Source organism: Psychrobacter alimentarius (genome assembly GCF_001606025.1).
Taxonomy (GTDB): domain Bacteria; phylum Pseudomonadota; class Gammaproteobacteria; order Pseudomonadales; family Moraxellaceae; genus Psychrobacter; species Psychrobacter alimentarius.
Genome location: NZ_CP014945.1, coordinates 3,254,969 through 3,269,759 on the forward strand (window position 1 = coordinate 3,254,969; position 14,791 = coordinate 3,269,759).

General features: G+C 42.9%; 8 protein-coding genes, 2 tRNA genes and 1 rRNA gene. 5 read left to right on the forward strand and 6 right to left on the reverse strand.

What is annotated here, in order from left to right:
* Positions 1-199 precede the first annotated feature (199 nt).
* The 3 genes from A3K91_RS13480 to A3K91_RS13490 form a co-directional block, all read right to left on the reverse strand.
* Positions 200-275: transfer RNA gene (locus tag A3K91_RS13480), tRNA-Ala, on the reverse strand.
* A 7-nt stretch (positions 276-282) separates the two neighbouring features.
* A tRNA-Ile gene (locus tag A3K91_RS13485) sits at positions 283-359 on the reverse strand.
* Positions 360-431: 72 nt separating this feature from the next.
* Positions 432-1,970 (reverse strand): 16S ribosomal RNA (locus A3K91_RS13490).
* Between the two features lie 1,022 nt (positions 1,971-2,992).
* Between A3K91_RS13490 and thrS the strand changes: the two genes are divergently transcribed.
* From thrS to rnr, 4 genes are all read left to right on the forward strand, one after another.
* The gene (gene thrS / locus A3K91_RS13495; RefSeq protein WP_062845718.1) at positions 2,993-4,927 is read left to right on the forward strand and encodes a threonine--tRNA ligase; all 1,935 of its coding nucleotides are present in this window, start codon (positions 2,993-2,995) and stop codon (positions 4,925-4,927) included.
* A gap of 23 nt (positions 4,928-4,950) precedes the next feature.
* Positions 4,951-5,454 (forward strand): translation initiation factor IF-3, encoded by a 504-nt coding sequence (gene infC, locus A3K91_RS13500; protein ID WP_062845719.1) that lies wholly within the window; start codon positions 4,951-4,953, stop codon positions 5,452-5,454.
* Between the two features lie 354 nt (positions 5,455-5,808).
* Positions 5,809-7,053: a toxic anion resistance protein gene (locus A3K91_RS13505; RefSeq protein ID WP_062845720.1), complete on the forward strand. Its 1,245-nt coding sequence runs from the start codon at positions 5,809-5,811 to the stop codon at positions 7,051-7,053.
* Between the two features lie 155 nt (positions 7,054-7,208).
* The gene (gene rnr / locus A3K91_RS13510) at positions 7,209-9,473 is read left to right on the forward strand and encodes a ribonuclease R (protein WP_062845721.1); all 2,265 of its coding nucleotides are present in this window, start codon (positions 7,209-7,211) and stop codon (positions 9,471-9,473) included.
* A gap of 68 nt (positions 9,474-9,541) precedes the next feature.
* Here the strand turns inward: rnr and A3K91_RS13515 are convergent, their stop codons facing one another.
* From A3K91_RS13515 to hisA, 3 genes are all read right to left on the reverse strand, one after another.
* Positions 9,542-9,838 (reverse strand): hypothetical protein, encoded by a 297-nt coding sequence (locus tag A3K91_RS13515; protein ID WP_062845722.1) that lies wholly within the window; start codon positions 9,836-9,838, stop codon positions 9,542-9,544.
* An 83-nt stretch (positions 9,839-9,921) separates the two neighbouring features.
* A complete protein-coding gene (locus A3K91_RS13520; RefSeq protein ID WP_062845723.1) occupies positions 9,922-11,547 on the reverse strand; it encodes a mechanosensitive ion channel domain-containing protein in 1,626 nt (541 codons plus the stop codon).
* A 74-nt stretch (positions 11,548-11,621) separates the two neighbouring features.
* Positions 11,622-12,359, reverse strand: a complete 738-nt coding sequence (gene hisA / locus A3K91_RS13525) for a 1-(5-phosphoribosyl)-5-[(5-phosphoribosylamino)methylideneamino]imidazole-4-carboxamide isomerase (protein WP_062845724.1) — start codon at positions 12,357-12,359, stop codon at positions 11,622-11,624.
* 1,075 nt (positions 12,360-13,434) lie between these two features.
* Here hisA and A3K91_RS13530 point away from each other — a divergent pair.
* The gene (locus A3K91_RS13530; RefSeq protein ID WP_062845725.1) at positions 13,435-14,787 is read left to right on the forward strand and encodes a Na(+)-translocating NADH-quinone reductase subunit A; all 1,353 of its coding nucleotides are present in this window, start codon (positions 13,435-13,437) and stop codon (positions 14,785-14,787) included.
* Positions 14,788-14,791 lie beyond the last annotated feature (4 nt).

Below are 14,791 nucleotides of genomic sequence, written 5' to 3' on the forward strand. Positions count from 1 at the left end.
AGCTGATTACTAAGGTTAAGATGTGCGCGTGAACACGCTCATCCTAACCCAGACTCATATCTATGCTTTTAAATAGTCTCTATGCTCTCGTCGAGTCATAGATTTCCGTATAAAACAGAAAGAAGTAATCTTATTAAAATCACTTGTTTCTATTTGATACCTATTTTATTTATTCGCATCCTAAGCTTAACTAAAGTAGTGGTGGAGCCAAACGGAGTCGAACCGTTGACCTCCTGCGTGCAAGGCAGGCGCTCTACCAACTGAGCTATGGCCCCATATAAATGGTGGGTCTAAGTGGACTTGAACCACTGACCCCCGCGTTATCAACACGGTGCTCTAACCAGCTGAGCTACAGACCCAATACGTCCTAAAACGTAAGCTTAAACTAAAGAACAACTTGTTGTGAATTCTTGCTGACCGAATGCTGTCTATAAGGAGGTGATCCAGCCGCAGGTTCCCCTACGGCTACCTTGTTACGACTTCACCCCAGTCATCAACCACACCGTGGTGATCGCCTTCCTTACGGTTAGGCTAACCACTTCTGGTGCAATCAACTCCCATGGTGTGACGGGCGGTGTGTACAAGGCCCGGGAACGTATTCACCGCGGCATTCTGATCCGCGATTACTAGCGATTCCTACTTCATGGAGTCGAGTTGCAGACTCCAATCTGGACTACGATAGGCTTTTTGAGATTCGCATCACATCGCTGTGTAGCTGCCCTCTGTACCTACCATTGTAGCACGTGTGTAGCCCTGGTCGTAAGGGCCATGATGACTTGACGTCGTCCCCGCCTTCCTCCAGTTTGTCACTGGCAGTATCCTTAGAGTTCCCGGCTTAACCCGCTGGTAACTAAGGACAAGGGTTGCGCTCGTTGCGGGACTTAACCCAACATCTCACGACACGAGCTGACGACAGCCATGCAGCACCTGTATTCTAATTCCCGAAGGCACTCCCGCATCTCTGCAGGATTCTAGATATGTCAAGACCAGGTAAGGTTCTTCGCGTTGCATCGAATTAAACCACATGCTCCACCGCTTGTGCGGGCCCCCGTCAATTCATTTGAGTTTTAACCTTGCGGCCGTACTCCCCAGGCGGTCTACTTATTGCGTTAGCTGCGTCACTAAGTCCTCAAGGGACCCAACGACTAGTAGACATCGTTTACGGCGTGGACTACCAGGGTATCTAATCCTGTTTGCTACCCACGCTTTCGAGCCTCAGTGTCAGTATGATGCCAGAAGGCTGCCTTCGCCATCGGTATTCCTCCAGATCTCTACGCATTTCACCGCTACACCTGGAATTCTACCTTCCTCTCACCTACTCTAGCCTGACAGTATCAGATGCAGTTCCCAGGTTAAGCCCGGGGATTTCACATCTGACTTATCAAGCCACCTACGCTCGCTTTACGCCCAGTAATTCCGATTAACGCTTGCACCCTCTGTATTACCGCGGCTGCTGGCACAGAGTTAGCCGGTGCTTATTCTGCAGCTAATGTCATCGTCTCCGGGTATTAACCGAAGAGTCTTCTTCACTGCTTAAAGTGCTTTACAACCAAAAGGCCTTCTTCACACACGCGGCATGGCTGGATCAGGGTTTCCCCCATTGTCCAATATTCCCCACTGCTGCCTCCCGTAGGAGTCCGGGCCGTGTCTCAGTCCCGGTGTGGCTGATCATCCTCTCAGACCAGCTACAGATCGTCGCCATGGTAGGCCTTTACCCCACCATCTAGCTAATCCGACTTAGGCTCATCTAATAGCGAGAGCAACAAGTTGCCCCCTTTCTCCCGTAGGTCGTATGCGGTATTAATTCGAGTTTCCCCGAGCTATCCCCCACTACTAGGTAGATTCCTAAGTATTACTCACCCGTCCGCCGCTCGTCATCTTCTAGCAAGCTAGAAATGTTACCGCTCGACTTGCATGTGTTAAGCCTGCCGCCAGCGTTCAATCTGAGCCATGATCAAACTCTTCAGTTTAATCTTGCTATGAAGCTCTTTAAAGAAGCTTCTAAACTTGGCTCATCTAATCTGGCAAAATCGCTAAAAATTATGTTCGTAATGAATTAACTTTGAGTTTTTCTGCTGTCTTAAATGATAATTTTTATAGTTAATAATCTTCCCGAAAAGAAAAGATAGTCAACTTTATTTTTTAGCATCCTGAATCAGCAAAAATCCACACAAGTTGTTCTTTAGTTATGCTTTTAAATAATGCCTGTCACTGTCGTCCAGTAGCAGTTATCTCTTAACCAATTATTACATAGCCAATGTGGCTTATCCTAATTAGCGAGCTGACTATCATATCATGTTTTAATAGACTGTCAAGCTTCTTTTTTAATTCGTTTCAATAAGTTAGCTCGCTAATTTTAGTGATTACTCACTCAGTTATTAACTGCTTTGCCTTAATGAGGTGCGTATTATAGACGCTTTATTCTTAGTGTCAAGGGTTTATTTTAAGTTTGTTTGAATGACCTGAATCAACCAGATACTCAACCCACCTTCCCTTTCAACTGGGTGGCATTATACGGGGTTTTATCTTGTTAGCAAGCGCTTATTCGAGTTAATTGTTGATTTTATGCTTATTGACCTTATATAACTACAAAGACAATGTGTAATACTATTTTGCTAAACCAGATCACGGTCTTAATGATAATGACTTGGCCGTTACTATTTACTATTTCTTTAAGGACTGTCAGTCCCTTGCTATCTAGTGTTTGTAGACAGTTTTTGCTATAATTGTTGATTGCATTGCATTGTTTTCCTTCTTTACTATAAAATCTCTTCTATATAGGTAAAATACTGCTCCTTATTATATCGTCCAGTCAGGTATTATCCATGATTGGTTTTTAAGGTTGTATGCAGATTATCTAAGATAAGAAAGAGCATGCATGTAGTTTTATTAAATATCACAATGATTGAATATAATTGATGTGATCTTGCGGTTATATGATTGATGGTTGCAATCATCACTGCCAACGGATCCAAAAACAGGTGAATAGATTATGGTAGCGATTACTTTACCCGATGGTAGCGTAAAAAACTTCGAAGGCAATACAACAGTCATGGAAGTGGCGCAAAGTATTGGGGCAGGACTTGCCAAGGCAACGGTTGCAGGACGTGTGAATGGGCATTTGGTCGATGCGCATGATCCTATTATTGCTGATGCGAATGTCGAAATCGTAACACCAAAAGACGCCGATGGTGTTGATATTATTCGCCATTCTTGTGCTCACTTGTTGGGTCATGCCGTCAAACAACTGTATCCTGATGTAAAAATGGTGATTGGCCCGGTTATTGATGATGGTTTTTATTACGATATTTTTAGTGAGACGCCATTCACACCTGAGCACATGGAAAAAATTGAAAAACGTATGATGGAGCTGATCAAGCAAGATTATGACGTGATCAAAAAAATGACCCCACGTGATGAAGCGATTGACATTTTTCAATCACGCGGTGAAGACTATAAGCTCAAACTAATTAATGATATGCCGGGCGAAGAAGCCTTTGGTCTTTATCATCATCAAGAATATGTTGATATGTGCCGTGGCCCGCACGTACCAAACACACGGTTTTTAAAAGTATTTAAATTGACCAAGATGTCTGGTGCTTATTGGCGCGGCGATGCAAAAAATGAACAGCTACAACGTATCTATGGTACGGCATGGGCAGACAAAAAAGATCTGAAAGCTTACATTCAGCGTATTGAAGAAGCAGAAAAACGTGATCATCGTAAGATTGGTAAAGCGCTCAACCTGTTTCATATGCAAGAGCAAGCGCCAGGTATGGTGTTTTGGCACGCTAATGGTTGGACGATTTATCAAGTACTTGAGCAATATATGCGTAAAGTACAATATGATAATGGCTATGAAGAAATCAAAACGCCTCAAATCGTCGATCGCAGCTTGTGGGAGCGCTCAGGTCACTGGGGCAACTATGCGACCAATATGTTCACCACTGCCAGTGAAAACCGTGATTATGCTGTAAAACCCATGAACTGCCCTTGTCATGTACAGGTATTTAATCAAGGCCTAAAGTCCTACCGTGACTTGCCACTGCGCATGGCGGAGTTTGGCTCGTGTCATCGTAACGAACCGTCAGGTTCATTGCATGGTCTGATGCGTGTGCGCGGATTTACTCAAGATGATGCGCATATTTTCTGTACGCAAGCGCAAATTCAACAAGAAGTGGCCGACTTTATCAAACTAACCCTTGCGGTTTATGAAGACTTTGGTTTTGATAACATTATTATGAAGCTCTCTACCCGTCCTGAAAAACGTGTCGGCAGCGACGAATCTTGGGACTTTGCAGAAAAGGCTCTAGCAGATGCGCTTGATAGCTCAGGTCTTGATTGGGAATATCTGCCTGGCGAAGGCGCGTTTTATGGTCCGAAGATTGAATTTAGTCTGAAGGATTCTTTAGGACGTGTTTGGCAGTGCGGCACCATTCAGGTTGACCCCAACATGCCTGAACGCCTTGATGCAGAGTTTGTCAACGAACAGAATGAGCGTGAAGTCCCTATCATGCTACACCGTGCCATTTTGGGTTCATTTGAACGCTTTATCGGTATATTGATAGAAAACTATGCTGGTTGGATGCCCGTGTGGTTAGCACCGCAGCAAGTTGTGGTAATGAATATCACTGACAAACAAGCTGACGCTTGTGAAAATGTAGTTAGTGAGCTAAAAAATGCTGGTATTCGTGCTATTAGCGACTTGCGTAACGAAAAGATTGGATTTAAGATACGAGAGAAAACATTAGAACGTGTTCCCTATATGCTAGTATTAGGGGATAAAGAAGTGGAATCGGGCAGTGTTAACGTCCGAACACGCGAAGGTGAGAACCTTGGTGTGATGAGTATTTCTGAATTTACAACATTAGTACAGAACGCTGTCAGTAAAAAAGGCCGACAGACCCCAAAAACAGATGAGGAGTAATACCTATTAAACAGTCAAACCGTTTGAACATCAACGAAGATATCAATGTCAAAGAAGTCCGTCTCGTTAAAGAAGACGGCGAGCAAATGGGCGTGGTTGATATCGAAACCGCGATGAAAGCGGCACGTGATGAAAACCTAGATTTGGTTGAATTAGTTCCTGAAGCTAAGCCGCCAGTATGCAAAATCATGGACTATAAGCATTTCCTCTATGATCAAAAGCAAAAGGCAAAAGAAGCTAAGAAAAATCAGAAGCAGACTCAGCTTAAAGAGATGAAGCTACGCCCTAGTACCGAAGAAGCTGATTATCAAGTCAAATTGAGAAAGATCGTTAGCTTCTTGGAAGATCAAGACAAAGTTAAAATTAGTATCCGTTTCCGCGGACGTGAAATGGCGCACCAAGATATTGGTCGCAAACAACTTGATCGTATCATTGAAGATACCGCTGATATCTCAAACGTCGAACAGTACCCTAAGATGGAAGGTCGTCAAATGGGCATGCTGCTTGGGCCAACTAAAAAGAAATAATCGGCTCAATCGATTGTTCGTTAGTGGTGACTGTTGGTCGATGCTGTTATTCGATATAAACACCTGTCATTTGAACCATCAATATACCGTGCGATATTGATGGTTTTTTCATATTTCGCCCTTATATATTTATATGCATATAATAAGTCGACGCTACTTTACAAAACCTATCTTCTCAACCTTTTCATTACCAGTTAGTCTAAAGATCTGCTGCACTCTTTCAATATTACTCAAATAAAAACAATTAGGTGCATAAAAAAGTTCATTGATTATTAAGATCAGGTAAGTTTCATACTATCTATCTATGATCATTGGCTCAAAATATTGTCCATTTTAGATACCATAGGAACCTTCATGCAAGAATTGACCCCACCAGAAAACGCGACAACTCCTAGTATTTCGCTGACAGCACCAGAACCTGTTAAAGAGATACAAAAAAGTGAAGCTGATCAGATGGTCAAGTTGGATGACAGCCAAATTCCAGAACTTGATGCCAAGGTCGACGCTTTTGTCGATCATGTGATTACCAACTCTGTGCACAGCCCAGAGTTTCAGCAAAACGTGCAATCTATTCATAATTTGGGCACCAAAGAGATTCGCGAATCGGCACAAGTTTCTAACCGAATGCTGGAGTTACCCGCAAAGAGTCTAAACGATAGCCTATTTGATAACTCCCCCATTGCCAAATCACTGACTGAGCTACGCGGCATTGTAGAAGATTTAGACCCAAGTAAAAAAGAGCTCACCAGCTCTCGCAAATTATTTGGTCTCATTCCATTTGGGAACAAAGTACAAGATTACTTCCGTCAATATGAATCTGCGCAGTCACATATCAATGCCGTTGTCACCAGTCTTTATAATGGTAAAGATGAGCTGCTCAAAGACAATGCCATGATTGAGCAAGAAAAAGTCAATATGTGGGAGCTGATGCAGTCTATTCGCCAATATATCTATGTTGGCAAAAAAATAGATGAGCAGCTAGAGCAAAAAGTTTATGCGATAGAAGCCACTGACCCCGAAAAAGCGCGCATCATCAAAGAAGAGATGTTGTTTTATGTGCGTCAAAAAAATACAGATTTTTTGACTCAGCTGGCGGTCAATGTACAAGGATATTTGGCGCTAGACACAATACGCCGTAACAACTTGGAACTCATCAAAGGGGTTGATCGCGCGACAACCACAACCGTGTCTGCCCTACGTACCGCCGTCGTCGTTGCGCAAGCCATGACCAATCAAAAACTGGTACTCGACCAAATTACTGCGCTTAATAAAACTACCAGTAGTTTGATTGAATCTACTTCGGCGATGCTTAAACGTCAGTCTGGTGAGATTCATGAGCAGGCTACCAGTAGTAGTATTGAGCTTGATAAACTCCAAAATGCCTTCAATAATGTCTATGATACGATGGATATGATTAGTAATTATAAAATTGAAGCATTAGAAAACATGAAGCAGACGGTCAATACGCTGACTACTGAGGTTGATAAAGCGCAAAAATACCTCGATAAATCTAATCAGACCACTGTTTTAGAAGTCTCCAAAGAATTGGATAGTAAAAAAATCACCAGTAAATCAAATACCGTCGATATCGATATTTGAGTATTTATAACGTTTTTACCCCATACAGTTATTACCTAATAAAGGTGATAACTCCAGCTATCGAATACATATAAGACAATTGACGCAAGATATTGCAGCGCCGTTCGTGTTAAGATAGTACCTATTAATAATTTTAAAAATAGATACGGTAATTTATGAGTTGGAATGATCCAAACGCCTCAAGTGAGGCAAAAAGATATGACAATCCTATTCCTAGTCGTGAGCTGATATTGAGCACGATTGACGAACATGGTGAAGTCACGCATCAACAGTTGGCCAAAGCCTTCAATATTGATGACCCAGACCAGTTTGATGCTTTAGGCAATCGCTTAAAAGCAATGGCTCGTGATGGACAAGTAAACCGTGACGGTCGTCCTTATCGCTATCGTACGGTGACTCAGCAAGATATCGTCACAGGTACAGTATCGGCGCACCCTAAAGGGTTCGGTTTTGTCGTATTAAGCGATATGCCAGATTTGTTCTTACATGAAAAGCAAATGCGTTGGGTATTTAATGGCGATACAGTAGACGCCGTCGGTACGTCAACAGACAACCGTGGTCGTACAGAAGGCCGTATTGTCGATGTGGTTGAACGTCGTCAAAACAATTTTATTGGTACGCTAGCACGTGATGAAGATGGCTATTGTGTTGAGCTTGGTAGCCCAAACAATCACCAACCAATCACCGTCACTGATGATAATGTCCAAGCATTGAACATCAAGCAAGGTGCGCCTGTCAAAGTTGACATCATCGATTGGCCAAATCAGCACGAATTTGCCACAGGTAAAATCACTGAAGTATTGTCTGATGACAATGATCGTGAGCTGATTATCGAAACCACGCTGCTCAATTATGATATCCCATCAGATTTTAGTGAAGCTGCGCTGAAGCAAGCTAGTGATTATCAAGAGCCAACAGAGAAAGATTTGAAAGGTCGTAAGGATTTACGTGACTTGCCACTCGTTACAATCGATGGTGAAGATGCACGTGACTTTGATGATGCCGTATATGCTGAAAAACGCTCTGGCGGTAATTATCGAGTAGTCGTAGCGATTGCAGATGTGAGCTATTATGTCACGCCAAACTCACCTCTTGATCAAGACGCGTTTGAACGTGGTACATCCGTCTACTTCCCGCATCGTGTGATTCCAATGTTGCCTGAAGTGCTGTCAAACGGACTGTGTTCATTGAACCCAAATCTTGATCGCCTCTGTATGGTCGCTGATATCAAGATATCGCGCGCAGGCAAAGTCACAGGATACGAGTTTTATCCATCAGTCATGCACTCACAAGCACGCTTGACTTACAATCAAGTAAATGCTTATCTTGAGAATCCACAAGATAAAAGCGTGCCCACGTCACTGACTGGCAATAAAGATGTCAAAAAATCTATTGATACCCTTTATCAGTTATACGAGCTATTGCTTAAAAAACGTGAAGAGCGTCATGCAATGGAGTTTGAGACTGTCGAGACGTACATCAAGTTTAATGAAAAAGGTGGCATTGATGCTATCTTGCCACGAACTCGTGGTGACTCTCAAAAACTTATCGAAGAATGTATGTTACTTGCCAATACGTGCGCGGCAAATTTTGCTTTAAAGCACGAATTGCCAGTCTTGTACCGTAATCATGATAAGCCGGATAGCGAAAAGTCGATGCGTATCCATGAATATGCTAAAAACTTTGGCTTGCCGTTCCCCGAAGAGAGTCCAACACAGGCAGACTATCAGCGTATTATTGAAGCGACTAAAGACCGTCCAGATGCCATTAGCATCCACAGTATGCTGCTGCGTTCTATGATGCAAGCAAACTATGCACCTGACAATATCGGTCACTTTGGTTTGGCTTATGACGAATATAGCCACTTTACCTCACCCATTCGCCGTTACCCTGATTTGATGTTGCATCGTGCTATCAAAGCAAAGGTGACCAATAGCAAACAGCCAGTCATGGACTTTTCTTTGGATGGTGCTGGTACACAAACATCAGACACAGAGCGCCGTGCTGAAAAAGCGTCACGCTATGTTGAGTCTTGGCTAAAGTGTCATTATATGACCGATCATGTTGGCGAAGAGTTTGAAGGTGTCGTCACTACCGTGACCAATTTTGGCTTATTTGTGACATTGACTGATTTGTACATTGATGGCTTGGTCCATATCTCAAACGTCGGTGATGATTTCTTTGTTTACGATGAGCAGCAGCAACAGCTTATCGGTAAAGACAAAGGCACCTTATTTGGGCTTGGTGATTTGGTCAAAGTAAAAGTGGCTGGCGTGAACATGGATCTGCTACAAATTGACTTTGATTTGAAAGAAAAGCTGCAATCTAGTGAGATGAATCAAACGAAAAAAGGCCAGTCTAAAAGAAGTCCAGCAAAAAAAGGCAACAGCCGTAGTAGAAGCGCTAATAAGAAAAGCTAATATTAGCTAAAACGTCAAAACCATAAAAAAGGCTAACGTCATCGTTAGCTTTTTTTATGTGTACTATTTTACTTTGCTTCATCATCCATTTGTGCCAGTCGCGCTTGGTCAGTTTGTTGAGCTTGATCAATTTTAGTAGTGGCATCATCCAAGATGGCTTTGGGCTGCTCACCAAGCGGTTTATTAGCAATATTATTTGAGTTGCTTGTATCAGATACCAGTGTGTGCGCCGTTTTTTGCTCAGAAGTAGTGCTACTTAAAGCCATCTCTCTGTCTTTTTCACGCTGATAATCATTGATGATATTAAAAGCCAATAATGCCATTATCCCAACCAATGAAAATATAATCAGATGTTTTATTTGCATAAAAAATGTCTCGTATGTCATTAAAAAGTCTATATACGTTTTACTGCACTTTTTATGCCCAATTTTTAGATTGCCTATGTCGCTTACTCTTGTGGACTGGCACTGTCTAATAAGTCGGTTTCATCTGAGCTTTCCGCAATTTCTTGCTCGACCTTTTCCATTAATTTATCGTTGGGACGCGCATCCAAAACCTCTTTGGCATCGTGACCTTGCAGAATTTGCTTGGCTCGAGCTTTGGCTTTTTGCTTATCTTTATCGTCAATACTTGGCACTTCATCATGATCATCGTGAGTAATAATGGGCGTGGCTGAAACTCGCGGTTTATGAGCAGTAGCACTACTGGTATCTAAGCTTCCTTGCATATGCTCAAGCGCTTTTTCGAGTTTTTTGTTGAAGCGTAGGCGGTAAATAGGTTCTGGTAAGCTAAATCCTGCGTTTTCTAAGGCATGCTTGGTCTCACGAATGGCAATACTACGCGCTTTAGCAAAATCTGTTTCTGACTGATTCACCCATATTTGAAACTCAAGGACAATGTTAGAATCGCCAACGTTAGTAATGACCGCCATCGCCTTCGGGTTATCCAACACAAAAATTAAATCATTGATGGCGTCAATGCCGACTTTGATAGCGGCCAACGGATCATTATTGGCATCCACGCCCAACTCAAAGGTAAAACGGCGCTCAGGGTTTTTGGTGTAATTTAAGATAGTGCCTTTAAAAACTTCAGCATTGGGAATTCGAAGCTGGTTACCATCTAACGTCATCAATATGGTTGCACGTGACGTCAACCGCACCACAATACCTTCTTGCTGGTTGATCAAGATATGATCACGGGCGCGAAAAGGTTGACGAATACTGAGCATCAAGGACGCAATATAATTTTCGATGGTATCTTTAACGGCAAAACCAACAGCGATACCAATGACACCCGCACCACCCAGCAACGTACCCAAAATGGTTTCTGCACCGATTAAGCTCAATGCCAGAATAAGACCAAAAATAATAAAAATAACTTTTACCGTTTGGGCTAATAACTCAGCGACAAACGGATTGGGCGTTAAACGCTGCCACATTTTTTTGCGGTTCGACAGCCAACTGCCGAGCCATGTCACCAGTATGAATATCACCAAACCGACTAATAATAAAGGCAGCGCTTTGACCAAGTTTTTGACTTGTGCTTTTAGTGTTTGATAAACCGTCGTGACGTTGTCTTGTACATCCAGAGTACGGTCAATTCGATCATCAACAGTGACCACATCGGTCAAGCGATTGGTCAAATTAATGGCTTGTTGTGCCTTTTTCTCGTTTGGTGTCTCACCCGTTAAGGTGACAACCCCTTGGGCAACGCTAACATTGACAGCTTGCAGCCCTTCGATTTCAGAAAAAATACCTTTGATACGTTGACGAATGTCACTGTCTGTTTGTAGAGAGGGCGTGGTTTCGATTTGAGCATTGTTGGTGCTCTGTCCATTGATTACTGGCGGGGCACGCAAGGGTTCAGACGATTCCGCTATCTCGTTTGCTGATGTAGTAGAATCATCTGTTGCCACCTCCTCGGTGGTTTCTACCCCTAATGCGGTAGTTATGCTGCCCACGTCTTCACCAGCAGCATGCGCTGGCAACCAGCAAATGACGATCAGTAGCAACCATGCCTGACCCCACGTTTTTAAACAACTACGTATTATCGAGTGGTCAAGATAAGCGGCCATAAGTATCTTCTACTGGGTTTTTATCGGCGTTTTTTATTGCAAATCTCTCTTGTTACAAAGATTTGCGTTAATTGTTAACGATCTAAATAAACCTGCGCTTCAGCCAAATTCAATGTACCTTCGTAGATTGCGCGACCAGTAATGATACCTTCGATGCAGTCGCCGTATGGCTTTAATAGCTCAATGTCTTTCATATCTGTCACACCGCCTGAGGCGATCACCGGTAATCCACCTTCACGGGCTAAATTCACTGTTTGCTCAACATTCACGCCTTGCATCATACCATCACGAGCAATGTCAGTATAAACAATCGAGGAGACACCCACATCTGCAAAACGCTTAGCCAGCTCAGTTGCTTTAGTATCCGTCACATTTGCCCAGCCATGAGTGGCAACCATACCGTCTTTGGCATCAATACCGACGATAATGTGTCCTGCAAACTCGCGACAAGCCTCAGTGACAAAGCTAGGATCTTCAACGGCTTTTGTACCAATGATGATGTAAGTCAGTCCCGCCGTAATATACTGCTCAATCGTGTTCATGTTTCTGACACCGCCGCCCAGCTGAATAGGCAAGTTTGGATATGCCTTGGCGATATCATGAACCACTTGTCTATGCACTGGCACACCATCAAACGCACCGTTTAAATCGACCAAATGAAGCCTACGTGCTCCTTCCTCTACCCAGCGCGCCGCCATGGCCACTGGATCGTCAGAAAATACCGTATCATCTTCCATACGGCCTTGTTTTAAGCGCACACATTTACCATCTTTTAAATCAATCGCCGGGATAATGACAGGCACAGCACACATACAGCATTCCTTATCTTATAAAGCAAAGTATTAAATAAATTTTGGGTATTAACCCTTAAAAATCAAACAGTAATAGACAGATATCCTCTAAGACGCTCATTTAGACCATATAGTCGCCAAGACAGATAACAAAACAAATCGTGCTTAAAGAGGATATGACTGATTGTGGGAAATAAATACTCATAACCACAAGTTTTGATATATCTATTTACTGTAAACATGAGGTAAATTCAATTACTGACTGGCAATTTTAGGTCAATTTAGCGTATAATCCTAGGTAAATTTTTATTTGTTTCTATGTGATAGTAACCATACGCTATGCTTTTAACTGAGTCATTTTTGGCTTAAGGGTGCATAGCAGTCAGGAAGAATCAGGCAGGAATTTACCGCATCTGTACGATGTTGGCTAATACCTTGCTAAGAAGGGTTATATTAGAAATTTCAACTGGTGGACGTTAAACCGTCTACTCTGCACTACCAAAATCTAATTAGATACCTTCTACGATGTCTCTATCATTAGTTAACTATTACTAACAGTCATTACTAGCGCTATGACAACTGATTGTAATAAGTGAGACTCACTTATCGGTTGCTCAGCTGGTTTGTCTTTTAACCAGTTTGCTATCTATTTTCATAGATTATTATTTGACTATTTTTTCTATTGAGCGTTGTTTTGCAAGCCCTCAAACTGATAAGGAAAGTCAATCATACTGGCGTTACAAGCTTTAATTTTCAATGAAACGTGTGATAAGGCTGTTTGTTTTGAAAATAGTCACTTTTAGCTCACTGCTTTAGCGATTAATTTTGATGGAATGGTTTTAGCATACACCTTGGTAGCCAGTCGCCACTTTGGTAATTCGAATAAGACATTAACGTGTTGTTAAGGAGTCTGAGGTCAGCGTTAATACTCTTACTAGTAGTTTTGATCGTGCATTGTTTTAAAAAACCCGTTATCGCTATCCTACTATAGGAGTAGAGATTTGTGGGCTTTATTTAATGACGCAAATGTTCATGCTACCGATATACCAAACAGGACGTCTGGTATCGTTTTAGACTATGGACTAAGTTTTCGCTTATGATTACCATCAAAAAAGGTTTGGATTTGCCCATCACTGGTGAACCCTCCCGCGAGATATCTGAGCACCAACCTACACATGTAGCGGTTATTGGCTATGACTATGTGGGTATGAAACCCACGATGAATGTCAAAGAAGGTGACATTGTAGCCAAAGGCCAGCCCGTTTTTGAAGACAAAAAACGAGTTGGCGTGATCTACACTGCCCCTGCTGCTGGTAAGGTTATCGCGGTCAAACGCGGTGAACGTCGTGTGTTTGAAAGTCTTGTGATTGCGGTTGACCCAAACGGTGAAGAAGTAGAATTTGAGCGCTATGACTCCCAGCAACTTGCTGACCTAGATTCTGAAGTCGTTGAAACCCAGCTACTTGCCTCTGGCGAATGGACGGCGTTTCGCACGCGTCCTTACAGTCGTGCTCCAGAAATCGGTGCCCGTCCACACGCTATCTTTGTCACGGCCATGGATACTAATCCATTGGCTCTTGATCCGATGTTGCTGATTAATGAACAGTTACAAGCGTTCAATGACGGTCTTGCTGTACTATCAACCCTTAGCCCCAAGACTTTTGTTTGTCATCACGGCAATACATCGTTGACGCCAGTTGCAAAAACGGCTGCCAATAATATCACTGAGTATCATGGCTTTGCTGGTAAACATCCAGCAGGATTGGCTGGTACACACATTCACTTTTTGCATCCAATCATGCGCGGTGTTAGCGTATGGACGATTGGCTATCAAGATGTGATCGCTATTGGTAAGCTATTTACTACAGGGCGTTTGTATACGCGTCGTATGATTAGCTTGGCGGGTCCAGCAGTCACCAATCCACATCTAGTGGCTACTGAGCGCGGTGCTGACATTACTGCCCTTACAAAAGGTCAATTAGCAGCTGGCGAGAATCGTATTATTTCAGGTTCTGTCTTGTCTGGTCGCAAAGTGTTTGACAATATCGCTTACCTTGGTCGCTTCCATGACCAAGTCAGTGTGCTGCCTGAAGGTCGCGAGCGCCCTGCGTTCCACTTCTTTAGTGCGGGTGCAAACCGTTTCTCTAAATTGCCTATCTATATCTCTCAGTTCTTTGGTGGCAAAAAGTACAACTTCACCACGACAAGCAACGGCTCACCAAGAGCCATGGTGCCTATCGGGGTTTATGAAGAAGTGATGCCACAAGACTATTTGCCAACACAGTTACTACGAGCATTGATTGTCGAAGACATCATTAGTGCTGTTGATTTAGGCGTACTCGAATTGGACGAAGAAGATTTAGCATTATGCACCTTTGTATCTCCTGGCAAATATGAATTCGGTGATATTTTGCGTGATAACTTAACGCGCATTGAGCTGGAGGGCTAACCAC

Excerpts from the sequence above, each read along its gene's own strand:
- A3K91_RS13505 (WP_062845720.1), top strand. The coding sequence starts at position 5,809 with ATGCAAGAATTGACCCCACCAGAAAACGCGACAACTCCTAGTATTTCG.
- rnr (WP_062845721.1), top strand. The coding sequence starts at position 7,209 with ATGAGTTGGAATGATCCAAACGCCTCAAGTGAGGCAAAAAGATATGAC.
- A3K91_RS13515 (WP_062845722.1), bottom strand. The coding sequence starts at position 9,838 with ATGCAAATAAAACATCTGATTATATTTTCATTGGTTGGGATAATGGCA.
- A3K91_RS13530 (WP_062845725.1), top strand. The coding sequence starts at position 13,435 with ATGATTACCATCAAAAAAGGTTTGGATTTGCCCATCACTGGTGAACCC.
- hisA (WP_062845724.1), bottom strand. The coding sequence starts at position 12,359 with ATGTGTGCTGTGCCTGTCATTATCCCGGCGATTGATTTAAAAGATGGT.
- thrS (WP_062845718.1), top strand. The coding sequence starts at position 2,993 with ATGGTAGCGATTACTTTACCCGATGGTAGCGTAAAAAACTTCGAAGGC.
- A3K91_RS13520 (WP_062845723.1), bottom strand. The coding sequence starts at position 11,547 with ATGGCCGCTTATCTTGACCACTCGATAATACGTAGTTGTTTAAAAACG.